This window comes from Burkholderia lata, from assembly GCF_902499335.1.
GTDB lineage: Bacteria > Pseudomonadota > Gammaproteobacteria > Burkholderiales > Burkholderiaceae > Burkholderia > Burkholderia lata_B.
In genome coordinates, this window is the sequence record NZ_CABVQK010000015.1 from 19,517 (window position 1) to 44,953 (window position 25,437).

The 25,437-nt window shown below is 66.5% G+C and carries 23 protein-coding genes; 18 read left to right on the forward strand and 5 right to left on the reverse strand.

Annotated features, from left to right (window positions below):
- Positions 1 to 28: 28 nt before the first annotated feature.
- Entirely contained in the window at positions 29 to 1,285 is a 1,257-nt protein-coding gene (locus BCO18175_RS31090) for an oxalate decarboxylase family bicupin (protein WP_174986568.1), read from the reverse strand.
- A 577-nt stretch (positions 1,286 to 1,862) separates the two neighbouring features.
- Between BCO18175_RS31090 and sapR the strand changes: the two genes are divergently transcribed.
- The 13 genes from sapR (at position 1,863) to BCO18175_RS31155 (ending at position 15,421) form a co-directional block, all read left to right on the forward strand.
- Positions 1,863 to 2,744 carry a sap1 transcriptional regulator SapR gene (gene sapR / locus BCO18175_RS31095; RefSeq protein ID WP_174986570.1) on the forward strand — a complete coding sequence of 294 codons (882 nt, stop codon included), beginning with the start codon at positions 1,863 to 1,865 and terminating at the stop codon, positions 2,742 to 2,744.
- A 24-nt stretch (positions 2,745 to 2,768) separates the two neighbouring features.
- Positions 2,769 to 3,332, forward strand: coding sequence for a D-alanyl-D-alanine dipeptidase (ddpX, locus tag BCO18175_RS31100; RefSeq protein ID WP_174986572.1), 564 nt, complete (start codon positions 2,769 to 2,771; stop codon positions 3,330 to 3,332).
- Between the two features lie 70 nt (positions 3,333 to 3,402).
- Positions 3,403 to 5,004: an ABC transporter substrate-binding protein gene (locus BCO18175_RS31105; RefSeq protein ID WP_174986574.1), complete on the forward strand. Its 1,602-nt coding sequence runs from the start codon at positions 3,403 to 3,405 to the stop codon at positions 5,002 to 5,004.
- A 10-nt stretch (positions 5,005 to 5,014) separates the two neighbouring features.
- The gene (locus tag BCO18175_RS31110; RefSeq protein WP_174986576.1) at positions 5,015 to 6,085 is read left to right on the forward strand and encodes an ABC transporter permease; all 1,071 of its coding nucleotides are present in this window, start codon (positions 5,015 to 5,017) and stop codon (positions 6,083 to 6,085) included.
- A 66-nt stretch (positions 6,086 to 6,151) separates the two neighbouring features.
- Positions 6,152 to 7,066, forward strand: coding sequence for a nickel transporter permease (nikC, locus tag BCO18175_RS31115; RefSeq protein WP_174986579.1), 915 nt, complete (start codon positions 6,152 to 6,154; stop codon positions 7,064 to 7,066).
- Between the two features lies 1 nt (position 7,067).
- Entirely contained in the window at positions 7,068 to 7,982 is a 915-nt protein-coding gene (locus BCO18175_RS31120; RefSeq protein ID WP_174986581.1) for an ABC transporter ATP-binding protein, read from the forward strand.
- Entirely contained in the window at positions 7,979 to 8,755 is a 777-nt protein-coding gene (locus BCO18175_RS31125) for an ABC transporter ATP-binding protein (RefSeq protein WP_174986583.1), read from the forward strand. The genes BCO18175_RS31120 and BCO18175_RS31125 overlap by 4 nt, the downstream gene beginning before the upstream one ends.
- 401 nt (positions 8,756 to 9,156) lie before the next feature.
- Positions 9,157 to 9,708, forward strand: coding sequence for a fimbrial protein (locus BCO18175_RS31130; protein ID WP_174986585.1), 552 nt, complete (start codon positions 9,157 to 9,159; stop codon positions 9,706 to 9,708).
- Between the two features lie 112 nt (positions 9,709 to 9,820).
- Positions 9,821 to 10,561, forward strand: coding sequence for a fimbrial biogenesis chaperone (locus BCO18175_RS31135; RefSeq protein WP_174986587.1), 741 nt, complete (start codon positions 9,821 to 9,823; stop codon positions 10,559 to 10,561).
- 194 nt (positions 10,562 to 10,755) lie between these two features.
- The gene (locus BCO18175_RS31140) at positions 10,756 to 13,353 is read left to right on the forward strand and encodes a fimbria/pilus outer membrane usher protein (protein ID WP_174986589.1); all 2,598 of its coding nucleotides are present in this window, start codon (positions 10,756 to 10,758) and stop codon (positions 13,351 to 13,353) included.
- 9 nt (positions 13,354 to 13,362) lie between these two features.
- Entirely contained in the window at positions 13,363 to 14,346 is a 984-nt protein-coding gene (locus tag BCO18175_RS31145; RefSeq protein ID WP_174986591.1) for a fimbrial protein, read from the forward strand.
- A gap of 155 nt (positions 14,347 to 14,501) precedes the next feature.
- Positions 14,502 to 14,756, forward strand: a complete 255-nt coding sequence (locus tag BCO18175_RS31150) for a GlsB/YeaQ/YmgE family stress response membrane protein (protein WP_174986594.1) — start codon at positions 14,502 to 14,504, stop codon at positions 14,754 to 14,756.
- A 329-nt stretch (positions 14,757 to 15,085) separates the two neighbouring features.
- Positions 15,086 to 15,421 carry a type 1 fimbrial protein gene (locus tag BCO18175_RS31155; RefSeq protein ID WP_174916546.1) on the forward strand — a complete coding sequence of 112 codons (336 nt, stop codon included), beginning with the start codon at positions 15,086 to 15,088 and terminating at the stop codon, positions 15,419 to 15,421.
- 68 nt (positions 15,422 to 15,489) lie between these two features.
- Here the strand turns inward: BCO18175_RS31155 and BCO18175_RS31160 are convergent, their stop codons facing one another.
- The 3 genes from BCO18175_RS31160 to BCO18175_RS31170 form a co-directional block, all read right to left on the reverse strand.
- On the reverse strand, positions 15,490 to 16,362 hold the full coding sequence (locus tag BCO18175_RS31160; RefSeq protein ID WP_174986595.1) for a LysR substrate-binding domain-containing protein: 873 nt from the start codon (positions 16,360 to 16,362) through the stop codon (positions 15,490 to 15,492).
- 106 nt (positions 16,363 to 16,468) lie between these two features.
- Complete coding sequence (gene bla, locus BCO18175_RS31165) at positions 16,469 to 17,368, reverse strand: class A beta-lactamase (protein WP_174986597.1); 900 nt, start codon at positions 17,366 to 17,368, stop codon at positions 16,469 to 16,471.
- 210 nt (positions 17,369 to 17,578) lie between these two features.
- Positions 17,579 to 18,439, reverse strand: a complete 861-nt coding sequence (locus BCO18175_RS31170; protein WP_174986599.1) for a peptidoglycan DD-metalloendopeptidase family protein — start codon at positions 18,437 to 18,439, stop codon at positions 17,579 to 17,581.
- A 535-nt stretch (positions 18,440 to 18,974) separates the two neighbouring features.
- Between BCO18175_RS31170 and BCO18175_RS31175 the strand changes: the two genes are divergently transcribed.
- From BCO18175_RS31175 to BCO18175_RS31195, 5 genes are all read left to right on the forward strand, one after another.
- Entirely contained in the window at positions 18,975 to 19,871 is an 897-nt protein-coding gene (locus tag BCO18175_RS31175; protein ID WP_174986601.1) for a LysR family transcriptional regulator, read from the forward strand.
- A gap of 35 nt (positions 19,872 to 19,906) precedes the next feature.
- Positions 19,907 to 20,653, forward strand: a complete 747-nt coding sequence (locus BCO18175_RS31180) for a hypothetical protein (RefSeq protein WP_254608192.1) — start codon at positions 19,907 to 19,909, stop codon at positions 20,651 to 20,653.
- Positions 20,637 to 21,281: an ankyrin repeat domain-containing protein gene (locus BCO18175_RS31185; RefSeq protein ID WP_174986604.1), complete on the forward strand. Its 645-nt coding sequence runs from the start codon at positions 20,637 to 20,639 to the stop codon at positions 21,279 to 21,281. The genes BCO18175_RS31180 and BCO18175_RS31185 overlap by 17 nt, the downstream gene beginning before the upstream one ends.
- 52 nt (positions 21,282 to 21,333) lie before the next feature.
- Positions 21,334 to 21,720 (forward strand): ester cyclase, encoded by a 387-nt coding sequence (locus tag BCO18175_RS31190; protein ID WP_174986606.1) that lies wholly within the window; start codon positions 21,334 to 21,336, stop codon positions 21,718 to 21,720.
- A gap of 494 nt (positions 21,721 to 22,214) precedes the next feature.
- Positions 22,215 to 24,380 carry a hypothetical protein gene (locus tag BCO18175_RS31195; RefSeq protein ID WP_174986608.1) on the forward strand — a complete coding sequence of 722 codons (2,166 nt, stop codon included), beginning with the start codon at positions 22,215 to 22,217 and terminating at the stop codon, positions 24,378 to 24,380.
- A gap of 112 nt (positions 24,381 to 24,492) precedes the next feature.
- On the opposite strand, the gene BCO18175_RS31200 is transcribed toward BCO18175_RS31195, so the two are convergent.
- Positions 24,493 to 25,233, reverse strand: coding sequence for a sulfite exporter TauE/SafE family protein (locus BCO18175_RS31200; protein WP_174937535.1), 741 nt, complete (start codon positions 25,231 to 25,233; stop codon positions 24,493 to 24,495).
- Between the last annotated feature and the right edge of the window lie 204 nt (positions 25,234 to 25,437).

Here is a 25,437-nt window from a genome sequence, read left to right on the forward strand (position 1 = left end):
ATGCCGCCTGCCGGCTGCTGCGACGGCGTTACAGCGGCACGACGTCGGGACGGTTGCGCGGAAACTGCGCGATCACGTCCGGCGCGACGTTCAGGTGTGCTTCGACGAGCTGCGGCGGCGTATGCGCGAGCCAGTCGGACAGCGACACTTCCGCATAGCGGTCGGTCTTGAAGATCTCGAGGAACACCAGATCGGTGCTGCCGGTGTTCTGCACGTAGTGACCGAGGCTCTTCTTTACGTACCCGACGTCGCCCGCGCGGAAGTCGGCCGTCTGCGCCTTCGGTCCCGTGTCGAACACCGTCATCCGTGCCTCGCCCTGCAGGTAGTACTGCCATTCGTCCGCGTTCGGGTGCCAGTGCAGCTCGCGCATGCCGCCCGGATGCACGGTGACGAGCGCCGCCGCGACGGTGGTCGACACGTTGAAGTTCGTGCTGTCCGCGATCCGCACTTCGCCGCCGCGGGTCTTCCTGACCGGCTTCATGTCACCGAGCGAAAAGATGAACGGATGCGGCGGCGCCCCGGCCGACGACTCCGACGCGCGCTGCGCCTCCGCGAGCGGGCCCGGTTCGTCGCCCTGGAAGATCCACAGGTTGTCGAGCGGAATGTTCTTGAACGTATCGGCCGGTACGCCGAAGTTGAGCGCGAGCACGTCGGGCGGCGTATGCGCGACCCAGTCTGTCAGCAGCAGCGTATTGAATTCGGAGGCGCGGCCGTTATCGAACGCGAGCAGGAATTCGGCGCCGTCGGTGCCGAGGCCCTGCAGCGAATGCGGCAGGCCGGGCGGGAAATACCAGAGATCGCCGGTTTTCACGTCCTGTACCGACGGCCGTCCCAGCTCGTCGAGCACCGTGATCCGGCAGCGGCCGTCGAGCATGATGGCCCACTCGGCCTGCTGGTGCCAGTGCATCTCGCGAATGCCGCCGCGCGTGAGGCGCATGTTGACGCCGGAAATGGTTTCGGAAATCGCAAAATCGTCCTGCGTGACTTCACGCGCCCATCCGCCATTTTGAATGCGTTTATGCGCATTATTGAATGACGCCCAGAATAACGGCATGCCGTTGATATCGGTGGCCGGCGGATCCTGAAAGGACGGGAATTGATTTGCGATGGCCGGATTTTTGGGCCCCGGGTCGGTCAGGCTCTGGCGGTTGTGCGCATTCACCGCGCCTTCCGGCGGGCGGTCCGGATTGCCGAACGAGGCAGCCTTGGCCGATACCGCGATACCCGCCGCAGCAATGGCGCCGGCCGTTCCCGCCAGCATCTTGCGTCGAGAAAGATTCGTCATGATGTCCTCTTCATGCCTGCAATTGAGCGAATTTTCATTACGGAACATTTATCGATTTCCTGATTATCGAAAATCGAACATCCCGTGACGCAAGTTAAATCCAATTTTCATTAAAACTTAAATGAATTATTGACCTGAATTAATGATTTAATCTGATTCGCTTTAATTTTGTAATGATTGAGGCGCTGTGGGGTGCAGGACGCAGGTGACCGATGCAGGTGAGTCGGTCGAGTCAAGTGAAGATGGAAATGCGATCGGGCGCGGTCGTCATGTCAACCATTCGATTTGGATAACTGATCGAATGGAGCAGAAACGGACTTGTGCCGAAACGTCGAACGTCATCCAACCGTGCCGGTCGGGTACAACTCGCTCCCGCAGCATTTCGTCGAACCGGCGTGAGGCGAACATTGAGTCGAAAGCCTCCTGAGGCAAGCGACACGCCCCCTCCCCGCCGCCACCCCCGCTTTCGACCCTATCACCTATCCTCACACCATAGTTTTTATCCGCTGGCGTGAATGATTTTGGCTTTGTTAGATGGATGACATTCGATCATCAGACGACAACGATCTAACAGCCGATGACCTGCGCGTTCGCCCGTACCGTCGAATCCCGCTATGCCGAGCTGACGCCGACGGCCAAGCGCATCGCGAGCTACATGCTCGCGAACCTCGACCGGCTCGGACTCGAGACCGCCGACCAGATCGCGCAGCAGGCCGGCACCAGCGGCATCTCGGTCGGGCGCTTCCTGCGCAGCGTCGGCTACCGCAACCTCGACGACCTGAAGCGCGAATTGCGCGGCGGCGCCGATCGCCCGTGGATGATCACCGACCGGCTCGACGAATACCGCCGCGTCGCGGGCACGCAACCGGCCGAACCCGACGGCAACGACAGCGACAGCCCGCTCGTGTCGTCGCTCGAGCGCGAGCTCGATGCGATCCGCCACGTGTACCGGCTCGCCGAAGGCCCGGTGTTCGCGCAGGTGGCCGACCGGATCGCCCATGCGGATGCGGTGTTCATCCTCGGCATCCAGTCGACGCGCGGGATCAGCAACGCATTCAGCAGCTACCTCGAATACCTGCGCCCGCGCGTGTTCTATTCGGACGGCCAGTCGGGCTCGTACGTCGACTCGCTGAACTCCGAATTCGAGCGGCCGTACTGCATCGTCACCGATACGCGCGCGTATTCGCGCGGCGCGCGTCGCTATTGCCAGGCGGCCGCCGAGCGCGGGCAGCCATTCGCGCTGGTCACCGACCTCTCGTGCCCGTGGGCGCGCGACTGGCCGGCCGACCTGCTGCAGGTGAAGACCGACGTCGGCCAGTTCTGGGATTCGCTCGCGCCGCTCACGTGCCTGTTCAACCTGCTGATCACGGCCGTGGTCGACCGCCTCGGCCCCGCGATCGACCGGCGCGTCGCGCGCAACCGCGAGCTGCAGCACACGTTCGATCAATTCGAATCCTGAATGCGAGTGCCTTCCGAACCACCGATGAACACTCACCGCCTCGTTGAAATCACGCCCGCCACGCATCGCGTCGACATCGATCTCGTCTACGCGACCGATCGCAACCTCACCGGCAAGCCGATCTACCGCCGCGCGCATTGCCTGCTGCTGGAGCCGGCCGAAGCGGCGCTGCGCCGCGCGGTGGACATCGCGGCCCAAGCCGGCTTCACGCTGCGCCTCTACGACGCGTACCGGCCGCCGCAAGCGCAGCAGGTGCTGTGGGATTTCCTGCCCGATCCGAACTTCATCGCCGACCTCGGCCGCGGCTCGAATCACAGCCGCGGCACCGCGCTCGACCTGACGCTCGTCGGCGCGGACGGCGAGCCGCTCGACATGGGCACCGGTTTCGACGAGATGGTCGCCGCGTCGGGCCACTTCCACGCTGGGCTGCCCGAAACCGTGCAGCGCAACCGCCTGCTGCTGCTTGGCGTGATGCATGCGGCCGGCTTCGCGCACATCGACAGCGAATGGTGGCACTACGAATTGCCGGGCTCGCGCGCGCTGCCGCAGATCGACAATGCCGACAGCGGCCCGTGGCACCTGATGTGATGGCCATACGCATTCTGTTCACCGTTCACGTTCGACGACTTCAACGATCCCAACGACAGATGGAGCGCACATGAAATTGCTGACATCCCGGCTCGTCGCGGCGCTGGCCGCCGCGTCCGTACTCGCCGCCGTTCCGCTTTCCGCCGCACGCGCGGAAACGCCTAAGGACCTGTTCGTGATGGCCACGCTGCTCGACGAATTCACGACGCTGGACCCGGGCGAGATCTACGAGCTGGTGCCGGAGGAATACGTCGCGAACACGTATGACCGGCTCGTGCGCGTCGACCTGCGCGATCCGTCGAAATTCAACGGCGACGTCGCGCAGTCGTGGACTGTGAGCACCGACGGGCTGACCTATACGTTCAAGCTGCGCCCCGGCCTCAAGTTCCACTCGGGCAACCCGCTGACGGCCGACGATGTCGCGTGGTCGATCCAGCGCGCGGTGCTGCTCGACAAGGGCCCGGCCGCCGTGCTGACCGGCATCGGGCTCACGAAGGCAAACGTCGTCGCCAACGTGAAGAAGCTCGACGACCTGACGGTGTCGGTCACGACCGACCAGAAGTACGCACCGACCTTCGTGCTGAACGTGCTCGGCTCGTGGCCGGCGTCGGTGGTCGACAAGAAGCTGCTGCTGTCGCACCAGCAGGGCAACGACTTCGGCAACGCATGGCTGAAGACCAACGAGGCCGGCTCCGGCGGCTACAAGCTCGTGAAATGGACCGCCGGCGACAGCGTCGTGCTGCAACGTTTCGACGGCTACCGGCTGCCGCTCGCGATGAAGCGCATCGTGCTGCGCCACGTGCCCGAAGCCGCGAGCCAGCGCCTGCTGCTGGAAAACGGCGATGTCGATGCGGCGCGCGACCTGAGCCCCGACGATCTGGCGTCGGTCGTGAAGTCCGGCAAGGCGAAGGTGTCGGCCTCGCCGCAGGCGACGCTGCTGTATCTCGGCCTGAACACGAAGAACCCGATGCTCGCGAAACCCGACGTGCAGGAAGCGCTGAAGTGGCTGGTCGACTATGCGGGCATCCAGGGCAACGTGGTGAAAACGACCTACAAGGTGCACCAGACCTTCCTGCCTGAAGGCTTCCTCGGCACGCTGAACACGAACCCGTACAAGCTCGACGTCGCGAAGGCGAAGGCGCTGCTCGCGAAGGCCGGTGTGCCGAACGGCTTCTCGGTGACGATGGACGTGCGCAACGACTATCCGTACACCGAAATCGCGCAGGCCGTGCAGGCAAACTTCGCGCAAGCGGGCATCAAGGTGCAGCTGATCCCCGGCGACAACAAGCAGACGCTCTCGAAATACCGCGCACGCCAGCACGACATCTACATCGGCGAATGGTCGGCCGACTACATCGATCCGCACAGCAACGCGCAGGGTTTTGCGTGGAATCCGGACAACTCCGACAAGTCGAGCTATAAAATGCTGGCCTGGCGCAACAGCTGGGACATCCCGCAACTGACGAAGGAAACCGACACCGCGCTCGCCGAACCGACCGCCGCGAAACGCGCGCAGCGGTACCAGGCGATGCAGAAGGAGATGCTCGCGCGCTCGCCGTTCGTGATCATGTTCGAGAAAGTCGCGCAGGTCGCGACGCGGCCCGGCGTGAGCGGGCTCGAAGTCGGGCCGATCAACGATCTCGTGTCGTACCGCAACCTGAAGAAGCAATAAGATTCGCCGCATGTCGACACCCGCCTCCTCCCTCGAAGCACTGCGCACGCTGCCCGCGCGGCGCCCGGCCGTACGCTGGGCACTGCGCGTGCTGCGCTGGGCGCTCACGCTCGCCGTCACGTTCGCGGGGCTGCTCGCGCTGACGTTCGTGATCGGCCGCAAGGTGCCGATCGATCCCGTGCTCGCGATCCTCGGCGATCGCGCGTCGGCCGAGGCCTACGCGGCCGAACGCATCGCGCTCGGGCTCGACAAGCCGCTCGTCACGCAATTCCTGATCTATGCGCGCGACGTGCTGCATGGCAATCTCGGCATGTCGCTGCTGACCGCGAACCCCGTGCTCGACGACATCAAGCGCGTCTTCCCGGCCACCCTCGAACTGGCGACGATCGCGACGCTGATCGGCATCGCGATCGGCGTGCCGCTCGGCGTCGCGGCCGCCGTGAAGCACAACCGGCCGATCGACCACATCGCGCGCTTCGTCGGGCTGATCGGTAATTCGGTGCCGGTGTTCTGGCTCGGGCTGATGGGGCTGCTGCTGTTCTACGCGCGGCTGCACTGGGTCGGCGGGCCCGGCCGACTCGATCCCGTGTACGACGGGATGGTCGATCCACGCACGGGCAGCCTGCTGATCGACGCGGCGCTCGCGGGCGAGTGGGACGTGTTCCGCAACGCGGTGTCGCACATCGCTCTGCCGGCCGCGATCCTCGGCTACTACTCCGTCGCGTACCTGAGCCGGATGACGCGCTCGTTCATGCTCGACCAGTTGAGCCAGGAATACATCGTCACCGCACGCGCGAAGGGGTTGTCGGAACGGCGCGTGATCTGGCGGCATGCGTTCGGCAACATCATGGTGCCGCTGCTCACCGTGATCGCACTCACGTACAGCAACCTGCTCGAAGGCTCGGTGCTGACCGAGATCGTGTTCGCGTGGCCAGGGCTCGGCTCGTACCTGACCGGCGCGCTGCTGAACGCCGACATGAACGCGGTGCTCGGCGCGACGCTCGTGCTCGGCGCGATGTTCATCACCGTCAACCTGCTGACCGACGCGCTGTACCGCGTGTTCGATCCGCGTGCACGCTGAGGGCCGCCACGACATGACCGCCTACACCCTGCTTCTTTCATCGCCCATGCCGAAGGTCCTCCGATCATGAACGCCGAGCGCCTCACGCTGCGCGCGTGGCTGCTGTCCGACGCGCCCGCGTCGCGCTCGCAGGCCGCATTCGGCCTCGCGTACCGACGCTGGCGTCGTTTCGCCACGAATCCACTCAACCTGTTCGGGCTCGCGATTCTCGTCGCGCTGATCGTCGTCGCGATCGTCGGCCCGCTGATCATGCCGCACGATCCGCTGCGCCAGGTGCTGTCCGACCGTCTGCTGCCGCCCGGCTCGCCGTCGCACTGGCTCGGCACCGACCAGCTCGGCCGCGACATCCTTTCGCGGCTGATCGCCGGTTCGCGCCTCACGCTCGGCATCGCCATCCTCGTTGTCGTGATCGTCGTACCGATCGGCCTGCTGATCGGCACGACGGCCGGCTACTGCGGCGGCTTCGTCGACAGCGTGCTGATGCGCATCACCGACATCGCGCTCGCGTTCCCGAAGATCGTGCTCGCGCTCGCGTTCGCCGCCGCGCTCGGGCCCGGCGTGATCAACGCGGTCGTCGCGATCTCGATCACCGCGTGGCCCGCATATGCGCGGCTCGCGCGCGCGGAGACGATCCGCATCGCGCAGGCCGACTTCATCCACGCCGCACGCCTGCAGGGCGCGTCGGGCCCGCGCATCCTGCTGCGCTACATCGTGCCGCTTTGCATGTCGTCGGTGATCGTGCGCGCGACGCTCGACATGGCCGGCATCATCCTGACCGTCGCGGGCCTCGGCTTCCTCGGCCTCGGCGCACAGCCGCCGAGCCCCGAATGGGGCTTCATGGTCGCGTCCGGCCGCAACGTACTGCTCGACGCATGGTGGGTCGCGACGCTGCCCGGCTGCGCGATCCTGCTCGTGAGCCTCGCGTTCAACCTGCTCGGCGACGGGCTGCGCGACGTCTTCGATCCCCGCCATGGAGCGTGACATGCCGATGAATCCCGCCCCCTCGCCCGCGCTGCTCTGCGAGATCGACGGCCTGAAGATCGGCTTTCGCGGCCATGACGGCACCGTCACCGACGCCGTGCGCGACCTGTCGCTGACGCTCGCCCCCGGCGAACGGCTCGGCATCGTCGGCGAATCGGGCTCCGGCAAATCGCTGACGGGCCGCGCGCTGCTCGGCCTGCTGCCCGACGCCGCGCGCTGGTCGGCACGCACGATGCGCTTCGCGGGCCACGACCTGCTCGCGATGCCGCCGGGCGAACGCCGGCGGCTGTGCGGCAGCCAGATGGGCATGATCCTGCAGGATCCGAAGTACTCGCTGAACCCGGTGATGACTGTCGCGAAGCAGATGGGCGAAGCGTTCCGGCTGCACGAGCCGGGCCTGCGCGGCCGCGCGCTGCGCGAGCGGATCGTCGACGCGCTCGCGGCCGTGCAGATCCGCGACCCGGCGCGCGTCGCCGATGCGTATCCGCACGAGCTGTCGGGCGGCATGGGCCAGCGCGTGATGATCGCGATGATGGTGTCGACCGGCCCGCGCCTGCTGATCGCCGACGAGCCGACCTCCGCTCTCGACGTCGCCGTGTCGATGCAGGTGCTCGCGGTGCTCGACGCGATGATCGCGCGGCACGACACGGGCCTGATGTTCATCAGCCACGACCTGCCGCTCGTGATGTCGTTCTGCGATCGCGTCGCGGTGATGTACGCGGGCCGCGTGGTCGAAACCTGCGCCGCGCGCGACCTGCGCGACGCATCCCATCCCTATACGCGCGGGCTGCTCGCGGCGAACCCGCCGCTCGCGAACCCGCCGGACGAACTGCCCGTGCTGCGGCGCGATCCGGCGTGGCTCGATCCCGCGTCGCACGCCGGTACGCCCGCCGATCGACAGGAGGCCGCACGATGATCGACGTCGATCACGCATCGATCCGTTTCCCGACCCGCACGGGTCACGTCGACGCCGTGCGCGACGCGAGCTTCGCGGTGCGCGACGGCGAGGTGTTCGGGCTCGTCGGCGAATCGGGATCCGGCAAGTCGACGCTGCTGCGTGCGCTGACGGGCCTCGTGCCGCTCGCGTCCGGCAGCCTGTCGATCGACGGCCGGCCGGTGGGCGGCACGCCCGATCGCGCCTTTCGCCGTCACGTGCAGATGGTGTTCCAGGATCCGTACGCGTCGCTGCATCCGCGCTTCACGGTCGACCAGACGCTGCGCGAGCCGCTGTCGATCCATGGCATCGGCGACACCGATGCGCGCATCGCCCGCGCGCTGTCCGAGGTCGGACTCGGCCCCGCGTTCCGGTTCCGCTATCCGCACCAGCTGTCGGGCGGCCAGCGGCAGCGCGTCGCGATCGCGCGCGCATTGATCGTCGAGCCGCGCGTGCTGCTGCTCGACGAACCGACATCCGCGCTCGACGTGTCGGTGCAGGCCGAGATCCTGAACCTGCTGCGCCGCCTGCATCGCGAACGCAAACTGACGATGATCCTCGTGAGCCATAACCTCGCAGTGGTCGGCTTCCTGTGCCAGCGCGTCGCGGTGATGCAGCAGGGCGAGATCGTCGAGCAACTGCGGATCGAGGACGTGCGCGCCGGGCAAGTGGCGCGCGATTACACCCGCACGTTGCTGAACGCGACCGAAGGCTACCGCCGCCTGGACCCGGCGATCGACGCGCCGGCGGCCTGACGCGCCGCACTCGGCGAAAGTACGCCCCTGCGCACGCGTCGCATGACATGACCCGAACGCGACGCGATATACCGGCCGGCGTCATGCTCCGTCGGCCGGTTATTCCAATTCCACTCCGCTTCGAATAGCGCGACCGCCAACATCGGCCGCTCGACCGATTTCCGGGATCGACATGCTCGCCCACGCGAGCCCCTCATGCCGCTCCCCACGCCCCTCCGCCCGACCGCCGACTTCGGCGAAAAATAAATTAGTACGTGTCCTAGAAAAAATCCCTATCCATTAGTACCAGTCAAATTACAAAATCCTTACATAGATCGCATAATTTCATCCGAAACGCGCCATTCTGAGATTTAAATTCAACTCGCGCTTTCGAAAACCGAAGTTTATTTGGAGATTTAAATATGCGACTCATCAAGCGCAGCGCAATCCCGGTCCTGCTCCTCGCCGCCGGCGCGGCCTTTTCGTCGGCGGCCCACGCCGCGGACGGCACCGTCACCTTCCGCGGCAACGTCATCGCATCGACGTGCAGCGTCGACGGCGGATCGGATCTCACCGTCCCGCTGCCGCCGGTCAGCACCAGTTCGCTCGCCGATGTCGGCTCCGTCGCCGGCCGCAGCGGGTTCTCGCTTGCGCTGACCGGCTGCACGGTCGGAGACAACAACCCGGTGAAGGTCGGCGTCGTGTTCGAGAACGGCTCGAACGTCGATCAATCGAGCGGCCGACTGACGATCGATTCGGGCGCCAAGGCCGCCGAGGGCGTCCAGATCAACGTGCTGGATTCGCAGCAGAACCACATCCCCATCGGCGCGCAAACCGGCGCAAGCACCCAGTTGGTCGATATCGATGCCGACGGCAAGGCGAAGCTGAACTACTTCGCCGAGTACTACGCGTCGGGTGCCGTGAAGGCCGGCGACGTCGCTTCGCGTGTCGAGTACTCGCTCATCTATCAGTAAGGACACGCGTGTGGAGATCGCCGTCCCGGCGATCTCTACCCGTCACGCCGCGCGACGCGGAACCCGCCGTTTCCGCCCGCTTCCCGTCCCATCGATCCGAGTCCACACGCCCATGAAACTGTTGAAGCTCTTCCGTACGCTGACTCTCGCCGTCGCCGCATTCGCGTCGCAGGCCGACGCGAGCGTCGTGATCGCCGGCACACGCGTGATCTTCCCGTCGAGCGAGCGCGAAGTCACGATCCAGCTCACGAACGACAGCAAGCGTCCGGCGCTGGTACAGGCGTGGCTCGACGATGGCGACAGCCGCGCGTTGCCGGAGAACATCGACGTGCCGTTCACGCTGACGCCGTCGATCTTCCGGATGGAAGCCGGCAATGGCCAGACGCTGCGCCTCGTTCACACCGGCGAACCGCTTCCCGCCGACCGGGAATCGCTGTTCTGGCTGAACGTGCTCGAAGTGCCGCCCAAGGCATCCGCGACCGAGAGCCGCAACCGCATTCAGCTGGCGTTCCGCTCACGCATCAAGATCATGTATCGCCCGGCCGGACTGGCCGGCAACGTGGACGACGCCCCCACGCAGCTCGGCTGGCGCGTGGTTCGCGCCGACGGCGGCTACGCGCTCGAGGCCACCAATCCGACGCCGTTCGTCGTCAATTTCGGCAATGTGCTGCTGAAGTCCGGCGGGCGCCAGCACGACGCCGGCATGGGCTACGTGCTGCCCCGAAGCACGCAACGATTCCCGATCAAGGATCTCGCCGGTGCGCCCGCCGCCGGTGCAACCGTCGAGTTCGGCAGCATCAACGACTGGGGCCGCGCAACCGACATCGAACGTCCAGTCAGCGTCGAACCGTAACGCGACCGAGGCCGGCACCGCATCGCAACGGTGCGCGCCGAGCGCGCTCCCTCTTTTCGTCCGACGTCGCTCCGGCCGTTCCGACCGACACGGAAACCCCTGATTTGCCATCCGCCGCCGCGCGGTGTGCACGCCTGCGCGCCTGCGCCGGCGAAACGCGCCCGCACGACCCGAACCTTTCTGGAGTATTGCGCATGACCCCGACCCGACTGCCGCGCCGCGGCGCGGCCGACGTGCCGCGCGTCAAGCCAATCCATCTGCTGGTGGCCGCCTGCGTCGCCTCGTGGTCCGTCGATGGCCGCGCGACGACGCAGGCCGCCGCCGAAAGCACGCTCGCGCACGTCGAGTTCGACGGTGCGTTCCTGCAGAATCGCCTGGGCAAGCCTGTCGACGTGTCGCGCTTCGCCCAACGCAACGTGACGGCTCCCGGTGTGTACACCACCGACATCCATGTCGGTCCCGACTGGATCGGCCGCTACGATGTGCGCTTCGTGGCCGCGCCGGATTCGGGCGACGCCCGGCCGTGCTTCGACCGCGCGCTGCTCGAGCGCGTCGGCGTCGATTTCGGCAAGCTCGCGCCGGACGCCGTCGCGCGGCTGGACGACGACGGCGCCTGCCTGCGACTCGCGCAAGTCGTGCCGGGCGCCAGCGCGGCATTCGACTTCGAGCGGCAGACACTGCGACTGTCGATCCCGCAGGCGTCGCTCGTGCGCAAGGCGCGCGGCTACGTGAGCCCCGATCAATGGACCTCCGGCGAAACCGTCGGCCTGCTCGGCTACAACTTCAATCTCTACACGTCGAAGGCCAGCGGCCACACCGCGCAGACGCAAGGCTATCTCGGCCTGAACGGCGGCGTGAACCTCGGCAAGTGGCGCTTTCGCCACGAAGGCTCCTATTCGTGGTCGTCGCGCGGCGAGCGCCGCTACCAGGACATCGCAACCTATCTCCAGCGCGACTTGCCGTCGCTGTCGTCGCAACTCGTCATCGGCGAAAGCTACACGTCGGGCGAACTGTTCGACTCGACGCAGTTCCGCGGCGTGCGCCTGTCGACCGATGACCGGATGCTGCCCGACTCGCTGCGCGGCTATGCGCCCGTGGTGCGCGGCATCGCGAACAGCAACGCGAAGGTGACGATCCGCCAGAACGACGTGACGATCTACGAGACGACGGTCGCGCCCGGCAATTTCGAAATCGACGACCTCTATCCGACCGGGTACGGTGGCGACCTGCAGGTGTCGATTGCCGAAGCCGACGGCTCCATGCATTCGTTCTCGGTGCCCTACGCCGCCGTGCCGATGTCGCTGCGGCCGGGCATCGGCCGCTACAGCTTCGTCGCCGGCACGCTGCGCAATCCCCACGGATCGAGCCAGCCGCTGTTCACGCAGGCCACGTACCAGCGCGGCCTGACCAACCTGCTGACGGCCTATGGCGGCGTCACGCTCGCCGGCGGTTATGCGTCGGCGATGCTGGGCGGCGCGTTCAACACGTCGTTCGGCGCGTTCGGCGCGGACGTCACGCATGCGCTGACCGCGATCCCCGGCGCGAAGCGCTACAGCGGTTCGAGCGTGCGCGTCAGCTATGCGAAGTCGGTCGACGCGACCGGCACCGATATCGCACTCGCCGCTTATCGCTATTCGACTGACGGCTATTTCGGCCTCAACGATGCGATGCAGGCGCACGACGCCGCACGCGACGGCCGCTCGGCCCAGTCGGTCTGGCGTCAGCGCCATCGCGCATCGCTGGCGCTCACGCAGCGCCTCGGCACGACCGGCGGGCGCATCAATGCGACGGCATCGGCCGTCAACTACTGGAATCGTCCGGGCTCGGACGTCAACTACTCGGTGGGCTACACGAACCAGTTCCGCAACCTGTCCTACAGCCTGACGGCCACGCGGCAGCGCAGTGCCGGTGGCGACATGGGCACGCTCTACTACGCCAGCGTCACGATCCCGTTCGGCCGCGAGCGCCCGATGACCGTCTCGGGCAACGTGTCGCGCGACACGCTCGGCCGCACCCGGTTGCAGTCGACGTTGTCCGGATCGCTCGGCGACGACCACGCGCTGTCGTACAGCGTCAGCGCGAACCACGCGTCCGGATCGAATTCGGCCACGGACGGCAGCGCCAACGTCACGTACCGCACGCGCCTGGCGGAAGTCAACGCCAGCGCGGGCGCGAGCACCAACTTCCAGCAGGGCTCGCTCGGCGTGCGCGGCGCGCTGGTCGCGCATCGCGGCGGCATCACGTTCTCGCAGCCGGTATCCGAGACGTTCGCGATCGTCGAGGCGCCCGGCGCGGCCGGCGCGCGCGTCACGAACGCGGCTGGCGTCAAGGTCGACGGCAACGGCTACGCGGTCGTGCCGTACCTGACGCCATACAGCCTCAACACGGTCGCACTCGATCCGAAGGGCATCCCGATGGACGTCGAGCTGAAGGAAACCAGCCGGCAGATCGCGCCGCGTGCCGGTGCGGTGCAGCTCATCCGGTTTGCGACCGACACCGGCCGCGCGGCGCTCGTTCAGGCGCGCCAGGCCGACGGCACGCCACTGCCGTTCGGCGCCGTCGTGCACGACGACACCGGCAAGGAAGTCGGCGTCGTCGGCCAGGCGAGCAAGATCTTCGCGCGCGGGCTCGCCGACAGCGGCTCGCTGACGGTTCAGTGGGGCGCCGATGCCCGCTCCGTCTGCCGGATCGCCTACACGCTGCCGGTTGCGGAGCGTCGCCGGCCGTTGCCCGGCATACAGACCGTCAAGAGCACTTGCCAGTCCGATTCGACGACCGCCGGCATTCAGTAAGGAATCCATATGTCTCACTTTCGCCAATCGTCCGCATTGACCCGAACCACGACTCCGGCCGCCGCGGTGCGCGTCGCTCGCCGCCCGTTCCGCATGCTCGCGGGCGCCTCCGCGCTTGTGCTCGCATCCGTCGCCTTCGCGACCGACGCGATCGCCGCCTCCCTCTATGCGTTCGGGCAGGCCACCGTTTCCAGCCCCGGAAACGCCACGCCGGGCATGGTCGTCGCGCGTCACTACTTCACGCCGCAGGACGTATGCGGCGCGAGCACCTGCCAGATCACGGGCATCAGGATGTACTCCAAGGGCGGGGTGTGGGTGTCCGACGGCCCCGATCTGGAAACCAATGTGTCCGGCCTGTCGACGCGCATGCTCGTCGACGGTAACGTGGCCGTCTCGTCGACGAAGGCAACGCTGCGCAATACGCTCGAAGTCACGCTGTTCCGCGATAGCCGGCAGCCGCAAGATGGATCGCTCAATTCGGGTGCGCTCAGCGCCTATTACTCGATCGAATACAAGTCCGGCATCTTCGGTACCTCGTCCCCGGTCTTCCTCGCCGCGAAGGTCAGCTTCATCAACGGAACGTGCTCGATTCCCGACCAGACCGTCACGCTGCCGCCCGTGCAGCACCATGTGTTCAAGGGCGTCGGTTCGACCGCCGGTGCGACGGACTTTCAGGTGCAATTGAATAATTGCCCGGCCGGCTACAACCGGATCGGCTATCAACTGGCGCCGCTGGACGACATGGTCACGGGGTCCCCCGGCGGGATGCAGTTGCGCCCGGATGCCACGGCCAGCGGCATCGGCATCCAGATCGCCGACGCCGCGACGGGCCAGCCGCTGCCGTTGAGGAAGTCGCACACCGTGACGAGCTACAACCCGGCCACCGGCGGATCGCCGTCGATTCGGCTCCGTGCGTCCTACCTGCAGACAGGCGCGAAGGTCGGTGGCGGTTCGGTTCATGCCGCGACGCAGGTTCTGCTCGACTATCAATGAATGACGCGCCGCCGGGCCGGCCCTGACATCCGCATGACGCGGCAGCGTGCGATACTCGGCCCGTCGCGAACCTGTTCGGCTCCACCGGGAACCCCGGTGCGCCGGACGAGTCCATCTCCTTTCGTCAACAGCTCAACCGCATTAGGGAGGCGTTCATGCTGCAATTCATCGAAACCCTGGTCGTCGGGCTCATCGTCGGCCTCCTCGCCCGCGCACTCAAGCCCGGCGACGACAAGATGGGGATCCTGATGACCACCGTGCTCGGCATCGTCGGCTCGCTGGTCGCCGGCTACGTCGGCCGCGCCGCCGGCTGGTACGCACCGGGTCAGGGCGCGGGCTGGATCGCGTCGATCATCGGCGCGATCGTGCTGCTCGTGGTCGTCGGCGCGGCACGCAAGCGCATGAACTGAACGGCGCAGCTCCGGCTCCAACGCAAAACGGCCGCTCGATACGAGCGGCCGTTTTGCTTTCCGGGCGGCGCAAGGCCGTTGCCCACACAACGGTCGCGACGACCGCTCGTCCTTCGATCTTATGCCACCCGGCATTTCCCTGACTTGCGGTTGCGCAAATCCGGCCTACATTGGTTTTAGCAATACGCAATCGTTTGCCGATTGCCATTATTTCGATTTTTTCATTCAAGAGGTCCGATGGTTTTGCCGTTTACGCATACAGCATCGCAGCGTTGACGGACTGCCACCCGAGCGGCCCGCTGCGACGCGCTTCCTCTCTGGAGCCTGTCATGAAGCATCGCCCTATCGCCGCCTCGTTCGTCCTGGCTGCCTCGCTTCTGGCCACTTCCTCGTCCTTTGCCGCCGGCGCGTCCGGCATCATCCACTTCTCCGGCATGATCGTCGAGCCGCCCTGCTCGTTCGCGCTCGATACGGCCGATCTCGCCCGTGGGCACGTGCGGCCCGACTGTCCGCGCCCGGCAAGCGGCCAGATTGCGTTCGTCGACGCCGCGAGCCAGCAGGCCATCAAGACCACGACCTTTACTCAGGCCTCGCGCGCAATCGTTTTACCGAACCGTCCAGGCAACAATCAGGCGCCGATGATCGCCGTCGTGACGTACCAGTAAAGCCGTTAGCCGGCCCGGCACCCGACGGGTTCCGCGCGCCGTTTCGGCGCACGTGCGCGCTTCGCCCGTCAATCGCGATGGTGCGCGATCCAGTCGCTGAACGCGCGGATCTTCTGCTGGTTGCCGATGTTCTCGGGATAGACGAAGAAGTAGCGCGCGCCCGTCTCGAGCACGATGTCGAACGGCCGTTCGAGCCGGCGTGCGCTGACGTCGTCGTCGACGAGCGTCACGTCGCCGATCGCGACGCCGAAGCCCTGCATCGCCGCGTTCGTCGCGAGATCGAGCGTGTCGAAGGTCGGCCCGCGCGCGGGATCGACGTTGCGCTCGCCCGCGTGATCGAGCCACGCGCGCCAGTCGCGATGGTCGCGCGTCGGATGCAGCAACGTATGACGCGCCAAATCGCCGACCGCGTCGAGCGGCGACGTTTGCCGCAATTCGGGCGCGCACACCGGCGTCAGCCGCTCGTCGAACAGCGGCAGCGCGAACACGCCCGCTCCCGGCGACGTGCCGTAGACGACCGCCGCGTCGAACGGCTCGGTCGAGAAATCGACGACGTGCTGCCACGCGGTCGTGATCTGCACATGGAGATCGGGATGCTCGCCCTGGAAGCGCATGATGCGCGGCAGCATCCAGCGCATCACGCAGGTCGGCACCTTCAACGCGAGATCGGTGCGCTGCCGCGTGAGCTTCATCGAAATATCTTCGATCCGCGCGAAGCTCTCGTTGACCACCGGCAGCAACTGCTCGCCCTCCGCCGTCAGCGTGAGGCCCTTTGCATGCCGCTTGAACAGCGGGAAACCGTAATGCGCCTCGAGCGTCTGGATCTGCCGGCTCACCGCGCCCTGCGTGATGCACAGCTGCTCGGCCGCGCGCGTGAAGCTGCGGTGGCGAGCCACCGTCGAGAAGATCTGCAGCGCGTGCAGGGGCGGAAGTCGGCGCATGAAGAAGGCAATCGGAAAAACGGCGCGAAAGGACCACGCGCCGATACCGGCGCGCGTTGTCCGACACGATAAGCCAAACGCCGGCTTTGCGCGAGGCGCGCGACGCTCAGGCCGTCGCGGTGAGCGCGCCCGCCACGATGCGCGCCGCCGACGCAACGACGTCCGCACGGGCCGCGGCGGCGGCCTGCGGCTGCGTGAACGACACGGCCATCACGATCGGCGCGCGCGACGGCGGCCACAGCACCGCGACATCGGTCGTCGTGCCGTAACCGCCCGTGCCGGCCTTGTCCGCGATGCGCCAGCCGGGCGGCACACCCGCCGCGATGCCGGTCGCACCGCGCGCGCCGCCGACCATCCACTCCGTCAGTTGCGCGCGCTGCGGTTCCTGCAGCGTGTTGCCGAGCAGCAGCCGCTGCAGCGTGTCGACCATCTCGACCGGCGTCGACGTGTCGCGTTCGTCACCGGGCGCCGCGTTGTTCAGTTCGGGTTCCCAGTGATCGAGTCGGAAGAACGTATCACCGCTCGCGCGTGCGAACGATGTGACGGCCTGCGGGCCGCCGAGCACGCCCATCAGCAGGTTGCCGGCGCCCTTGTCGCCCGACTGCAGCATCGCCACGCACAGCTGCTCGATCGTCATGCCCGTGTCGACGTGGCTTTCCGTGATCGGCGAGCCCGACACGATTTCATAGCGGCGGTACAGGATGCGGCGCGGCAGCAGCGACGCGTCGAGCGAGCCGCGCGCGAGCATCGCGGCGGCGGCAACCACCGCATACGTACCGCACAGCGGGAAGCGCTCGCGCGCATGGTGAGCGATGCGCACGCCGTTCGACGTATCGAGCGCGGCGATGCCGAGCCGGCCATTCGAGGCCTTCTCGAGCGCGGTCAATTCGGCCTGGGCGGCGTGGGCGCGCCCCTGGTCGGCGACCGGCGCGGATGTGCACGCGGCGACGAACGGCGCGGCAACGGCGGCAAGCAACAGCGAGCGGCGTGTCGGAGAGTGTTCCATGGATGAGGTGTGTTCTGTCGGAAACGGTGGCACGAAGCAGCGCGGGCACGCGTCGAAGCAGCGCGCCCGTTCACGCCGGCGGCCGGCCCGCGACGGCATTCGCCGCGCATCCCCGAAAGACGGCCGCCGGCCCCGCGAAGCGCGGGACTCGCATGAACAGACCCTAGCGTAGCAGCGACCGCCGCCACGTTCCAGCGAAACGGCCCTGCTTCACCCTTGCGACGACGGCAGATACGGCATCGGATTGACCGGCTTGCCATCGCGTCGCACTTCGAACAGCAGCGCGACACGCGAGTTGTCGAGGTCGCCCATCTCCGCGATCTCGTCGCCCTGGCGCACGATGTCACCCGTCTTCACGAGCAGCTTGCGGTTGTGCGCATACGCGGTCAGGAAATCCGCGTTGTGCTGGACGATGATCAGGCTGCCGTAATCGTTCAGGCCGGTGCCCGCATACATCACGCGGCCGTCGGCCGCCGCGCGGACCGGGTCGCCCGGCCGGCCGGCGATCTGGATGCCGCGGTTCTGCCCCGGCCGGAACCCGTCGACGATCTTGCCGTTCGCGGGCCACTTGAGCGCGACGCCACCCGCATGCCGCTTCATTTCCTTGACGACCTGACGGTCGCTCGCGCTCGACGCTGTGGTCTGCGCGGTTGACGGGTTGCCCGCTGCGCCATTGCTCGATGCCGACGATGCGGCCACCTGCGTGCCGGCCGCGCCCGGCACCGGCAACGGCTGCTGCTTGACGATGCGCAGCACCTGCCCCATGCGCAGCCGGCCGTTCGCGCCCAGCTTGTTCCAGGTGCGCAGGTCGGCAATGCTGCAGCCGTTCGCGGACGCGATGCCCGTCAACGAGTCGCCGCGCTTCACGACGTACTTCTGCGCGACGAAAATCGGCGCCGGCGGCGCGGTGGCGGCCGACGGCGCAGCGGCGGGCTGGCCCGACGGCGACGACTGTCCCGCCTGCGTATCGCTCGGCGGAACGGACTGCGTGCTTGCACAACCGGCCATGACGAGCACGGCGGCCAGGCCTGGCAGCCACGCCGCGTGACGGTGAATCTCGCGCGATTTCATGGACGATCCGACTCCGGTTTGACAATCTTTCAAGCATCTCAAAAACGGAACGGCCGACGTGTAACCGGATGCAAACAATGATGACAAACGATCACGAACCGGATGCCGGCCGGCATTCGCTACCGGTAATACGGTCCGATCCGGAAAAACTTGATGGTCTTTTTGCGCGAAAACGGAAGAATTTTCGTTTTAGAAAACTATGGTGAACTCGTTTCAATAGGCGCGAAGCGGCGGCCGCCGCCCGCTGCGGCGCACGGCAGCCGCGACGTTCAACGCAACCACGTGGCGAGTTCCGAACAGGCCCACGCGATGCCGATGCACAGGAACAGCACGTGCAGCGCGATCTTGAACGACACGCCCCACGACGGATCGATTCGCATGGCTGGCTCCCCGGTTGATGTGCGGCCATGATCCGCCATCGATCGCGCCCCGAAAATGCGGAACCGGCGAATCGGGCCTCAGGCTGAGCCTGAGACCGCGGCTGCGGTTCCCTGCTAACTTATCGGCCATTCCAACACGATCGCCCCCACCCACCATGCGCTTCGACCTGACCGACCTGCGGCTCTTCCTGAACATCTGCGAGGCCGGCACGATCACGAGCGGCGCCGAGCGGACCCACATTACGCTGCAGGCCGCGAGCGAGCGCATCCGCGGCATGGAAGACGAACTCGGCGTGCCGCTGCTGCACCGGACCAAGTCGGGCGCGCAGGCAACCGACGCGGGCCGCGCGCTCGAACACCATGCGCGCACCGTGCTGCAGCAGATCGACCACATGCGCGGCGAGCTGCAGCAATACGGCCAGGGGCTGCGCGGGCATATCCGGCTGCTGTGCAACACGGCGTCGCTGAGCGAATACCTGCCCGACGCGCTGGCCGACTACCTGCCGCATCATCCGAAGCTGTCGATCAGCGTCGAGGAGCGCTCTAGTCAGGAGATCGTGCATGCGATCCGCAACAAGACGGCCGAGGTCGGCATCGTCGCCGATTCGGTCGGGCTCGGCGGGCTCGAACAGAAACCGTTCCGCGAAGACTGGCTGATCGTCGTCGTGCCGGCCGCGCATCCGCTCGCGTCGCAAGACAAGGTCGCGTTCGACTCGATCGCCGATGCCGACTTCATCGGCCTCACCGACGGCAGCGCACTACAGGTGCATCTCGCCGACCAGGCGCGCGCGCTCGGCAAGCGGATCCGCTATCGCGTGCAACTGAAGAGCTTCGATGCGATCTGCCGCGTGATCGCCAGCGGCGTGGGCATCGGCATCGTGTCGCGCCATGCGGCCGAGCGCGCGATGCAGACGATGGACGTGCGGCTCGTCGAGCTGTCCGATCCGTGGAGCCACCGCCGGCTGAAGCTGTGCGCGCGGTCGTTCGATGCGCTGCCGAAGTACACGCGGGAGTTCGTTGCGTTCTTGTCGGGGGAAGCAGCGACGCGGTAACCTGCCGTACCGATGCATCCACCCGCTCCGACACGATGCCCGCCACCCGCGATTCTCCCGCCCTTCCTGCCCGCCGGCTGGTGATCGTCGAGGGCATGATGGGTTCCGGCAAGTCGACCGCAATGCGCTTCATCTCCCGGCACTTGCAGGCAGCCGGGCTCGACGCCGTGGCGATTCACGAACGGACCGAGCCTCATCCCGTGCGGGCCACCGACGAACTCGAACACTGGTTCGAGCCGTGGCGCGATGCGACGGCCACGCAACTTGCCGGGCGCGCGCTCGCGCGATGGGCTACGTTCGTCGCCGACGTGCAACGCGGCAACACGATCACCGTGCTGGACGGGCAACTCTTTCACGGCGACCTGACCCACCTGCTCCTGATGGAAGGCGAACCGGCACTGATCGAAACGTACGTGCGCGAACTCGCCCGCACGATCGCTCCGCTCGCGCCGCTCGTCATCTACTTCTGGCAACGCGACATCGACGCAGCCATCCGCACTGTCTGCGCCGAGCGCGGCGACGACTGGGTCGCCTATCAGATTCGCTGGAAACTGGCCGCGCCCTACTGCGTGCGGCGCGGATTCACCGGTCTCGACGGGCTGATCGCGCTATACCGCGACTACCGTCGACTGACCGACGCACTGTTCGATCAATTGCCGCTCGACAAGCTGTCGATCGAAAACGGCGACCGCGACTGGTCGACCGTCGAATCCCGGATACTCGACGCGCTGAAGCTGTCTCGCACGACTGACCGGGAAGACCGCCATGGGCAAACCCTCTAGAACATCGCTGTTCGCAGCGGCGCGCATATGGGACTGGCACGCCGTTGCGTCCCTGCTGGCCGATACGCCGGCACTCGTCGACGCCAGCGATCCGCAGGGACGCACGGCGCTGCACCTCGCCTGCGCCGTCAGACCCGGCAGCGCCGCCGGGCTCGGCGAACCAAGCGGCATCAAAACGGTATCCGTACTGCTCGACGCCGGCGCGCCGCTCGAACGCGCCGTGCCGATGGACGAGGACGAAGGAGACTTTCGCGCGACGCCGCTGTGGTATGCCGTCGCGCGCGGTGAAAACGTTCTGCTGGTCGAGCATCTGTTGCGGCGCGGCGCGAACGCCAGCCATCCGCTTTGGGCCACCGTGTGGCGCGACGACGCGCGCGTCTGCCGTGCGCTGCTCGCCACCCGCCCCGAACTGAATCTGCGCGCGCATGGCGAAACCCCAATGTTCTACGCGGCCAGGCTGAAGCGGCTCGACACGCTCGCGCTATTGATCGACGCCGGCGCCGATCCGTCCATTCCCGATCCGAAAGGCCGCGATTGCGTCGCGATCGCGCGGGAGCGCAGACTGCCGGCGGATATCATCGAGCGACTGGTGTCGCTGCAGCAGCGCATGCAACGCCGCGGCGCATAACGCGGCGGCGCGATACGTCGCACCGCCCGTCGAAACTTCGGGAGAAGCAACGATGACCGAAACCGATCTCGCGACTCGCTACCGCGCGTACGTCGACTGCCTGAACCAGCAAGACTGGCCGGCGCTCGGCGCATACGTCTCCGATAACGTGATCCACAATGACCGGCCGCTCGGCCTCGCCGGTTATCGTGCAATGCTGGAACAGGACTTCCGCGACATTCCCGATCTCCGTTTCGACATCCGGCTGCTCGTGTGCGAGCCGCCGCGCATCGCATGCCGGCTTCGCTTCGCATGCTCGCCGAAAGGCACGTTCATGGGGCTCGCCATCGACGGCCGGAAGGTCACGTTCTGCGAGAACGTGTTCTACGAATTTCATGGCGGCAAGATCCGCCAGGTCTGGTCGGTGATCGACAAGGCGACGATCGAGGCACAGCTCTAGTCTAGCCGGAGCGGCCTGGCTGCCCGTCCGCCTCGCACCCCGATGTCCGTCGAGTTCACTTCGATCCTTATGGATAACGTTTTCTCTTAAAGTCTCGCGAGCGTGCATCGTCGGAAATTCCGTCTGGCCGTCGCTTCCGAATCGGAGTCCTTCGCCGCATCCTGTCAAATCCAGAATAAATCCCGGTAAATCTCACAACATTCCGATCTCACGCCCCCCCCCGATTTCCTACTATCCGGGTTTCTCCGGGCGCGTCCGGCGTGAAAGTTCATTGACATCACGCCGATCGCCGCCTAAATTTGGAAAACGTTTTCCAATGTATCCGCGCGACGCCGGTCACGGCCCGCGCAGGGAGAACGCTTGCCCGCTCGATTGGTAGTTCAGGCCGTTTGCCTTCAGGGATCAGGGTTGCATGGCGGCGGCAGGTACGGGCATCGAGCGCGGCAACGGCCACACCCGCCCGTCCTTCATCACTATTCAAAACTGGAGACACAATGCATCCGCGCAGCAGATTCGCGCTCGGCGCCGCGCTCAGCGCCCTTTCCGTCCTGTTCGTCAGCGCATGCGGCGGCAACGACGTGACCGACACGCCGCCGTCCTCGCCGCCCCCGTCCACGACACCGTCGCTCGCGTCGAACTCGCTGCAGGCGCTCGTCTATGGCGCGCCCGACACCAGCGTGCCGGCCGGCACGAACGTTCCGGTCTCGATGATGGGCCAGATGCGCGCGCTGTTCGACCTGATCCGGAAATCGCCCGACTTCACGCAGGTCGTGATGGATCTCGGCGACGGCACGCCGGTCCACGTGCTCGACACGAACACCGGCGACAAATTCCTGCCGGGCAAGCTCGCGCTCGGCCTGTCGTACATCCTGATCGACATGAAGTCGAAGAACGATCCGCAGTACGCGAGCTACCTCGCGACGTACCAGACGATCACGACCGCGATGATGGCGCAGTCGGGCAGCAACTACACGTATGCGAATACGTCGTGGGGCGAGTACTACTACCTCGTCACGCTGAACAACCTGAAGGCGCGCGGGATGCTCAACGAAGTCTTCAGCGACGCGATGCTCGCGACGCTGCAGCAGCGCCTCACCTTCTGCGACATGTTCGGCCCCGATGCGAGCGGCAAGACCAATACGTGCCCCGCGGCCGGCACGCCGATCGACATCGCGTCGCTCAACACCGCGCAGAACTACTATGCGGTGTCCTACGGAATTGCCGGACTGCGCCAGAAGCTCGGCTGGAGCAGCCCGTCGTTTGCATCGAAGACCGATCCGTCGGTCGCGACGATGGGCGCGCGCGACGCGCTGCTGTACACGCTCACGAACCATATCCGCAACGACTCGTCGGGCGGGTTCTCGGACGAAGCGTCGAACACGCACACGACCTACTACGACCAGGCGCGCTTCGACCGCTACAGCACGCTGCTGATCGGCGAAGTGACCGAGCGTACGTTCGAGATGGGCAACGAGGCGAACCTCACGCCCGAGCTGAAGGGCTATCTGCGCAAGTCGGTCGACCTGATCCTGCCGCAACTGAACGCCAACGGCCAGGGCTTCAACTACGGCCGCTCGATCGGCCCGTACGGCGATTCCGCGTTCATGGAAGTGCTGACGGCCGCGGCCAACGCCGGCGTACTGACCGATCAGGAGAAGCAGATTGCCTATGCGTTCATCTACCAGGCCGCGCATCGGTTCGACACGTACTGGTACGACCCGTCGCTGCCGACACCGTCGGTGAACATGTGGGTCAAGGGCCGCGGCACGGACGCGTATCGCGGCAAGCCGCGCGTGATGGGCGAGAACTTCAGCCTGCTGCACCAGTACCTGTACGTGAACGCGTGGTGGAACAAGCTCGGCTTCGGCGGCAAGGCGCCGATGGCGGATGCGGACTACAACGCGTGGCTCGACGCGCTGCCGCGTTACACGCTCACCTGGTACAACCAGCCGGGCGACACCGCGCATCCGTACAGTGCGGCGCTCGTCACCGTGCGCGACGGCCGGCGCGTGATCAACCTGAACCTCAACCAGGCGCCCGACTACAACTCGTACACGCCGTACTACCCGGTGCCGTTCTCCGACAAGCTGATCTACGGCACGACGGATCTCGGCTACGCACTGCTGGTGCCGCAGGTGTCGTACAACGGGAAGACCTACATTCCCGTCACGTACTACAAGAACCTGAACGTCCAGCAAAGCAACGGGCAGGTGGTCGTGTCGTTCGATACCACGAAGTTCCGGCTCGCGTCGAAGAACGCGGCATACACGACGGATCTCGACCTGCAGGTGCATACGGTGCTGACGTTCGCGCACGGCTCGGTCGCACGCAGCGACACGCTGAGCACGGGCACGCTCACCGGCAACCTGTCGGTCGAAACGGACTTCACGTCGTTCGCGGATTTCGCGTCGACGCAGGCGAACGGCGACGGCGTGTCGGTGACCTACGCGAACAGTGCCGCGACCGGCTATGCGGCGTCCGGATTCGACAACTGCGCGCTGTCCGCCTTCGACACGGCGAACGGCACGACGAATCCGCTGTCGACGACGCCGATTGGCCAGTTGCATTCGAACTTCGCGTGCACGACGAAGCCGTTCGCACTCGGCACGGGCGCGACCCGCACCTTCGGGTGGACGCTGAAGTACGCCGACCCGGCCTGAGCGGTGTGACCCACGTCCGGTGAACGCTCCCGGAGCCGGTTGTCGTCGAAACCGGCTTCGGGAGCGTCACGTGCCGCGGAGGGCGGGCATCACGCTCGTCGGCGATACCCGCTCACAGCCACCCCGAAGCCGCCATATACGCGCCGAGCGCAATCAGCCCGACGAAGAAGCAGCGCTTGAACGCCTTCTCGCTCATCACACGCCGCGCATATTGCCCGCCGGCCATGCCCGCCAGCGCCGGCACGAGCGCGAGCGCCGACACGCCGAGATCGACTGTCTCCAGCGCACCCGTCACGCGCAACTGCAGGCCGAGCACGATCGTCGATGCGGTGAACGACAGCCCGAGCGCCTGGATCAGGTCGTCCTTCGACAGCCGCAGCGCCTGCAGGTACGGCACGGCCGGCACGACGAACACGCCGGTCGCGGCCGTCACGACACCCGTCAGGTAGCCGACCACCGCCGACAGCCATTTTTCATGGCGGCCCGGCGCGGGCAGCCGCGCGGCGGCCAGCCCCCACAGCCCGTAGAGAATCAGCACCACGCCGAGCGCCGCATGCGTCCAGGTGCTGCCGGCCGCGAGCGCGGGCAGCCCACCCGTCAGCGTGCCGATCGTCAGGCCGACGAGCAGCGGCCACAGCCGGCGCAGCAGCGGCCCGAACGACGGGCCGAGCCACAACTGCCACACGTTGGTGATGAATGACGGCACGAGCAGCAGGCTCGCGGCGGCCGACGGCGGCATCGCGAGCGTCAGCAGCCCCATCGCAATCGTCGGTAGCCCGAGCCCGATCATCCCCTTGACCGCGCCTGCCAACAGGAAAACCACCGCGATGATCGTCAGCGTATGAATGTGCATGAAAGGCATTCCGTCCGGTTGAGTACGGCGCCGATGGTGAACCCCGATCGCGCCGCCTACCATCTGGCTTTGCCTGAGGCTGGCTAGGGCTTGCCGGACGGAGCCGGCGGTGCCGTTGTGCCGTTGTGCCGCGAGCCGGCGAAACACGCGCCGCCGGCGTCAAGTCGGGCGGGGTCGGCCATGCACCGCCATCCGGGTTGCCGC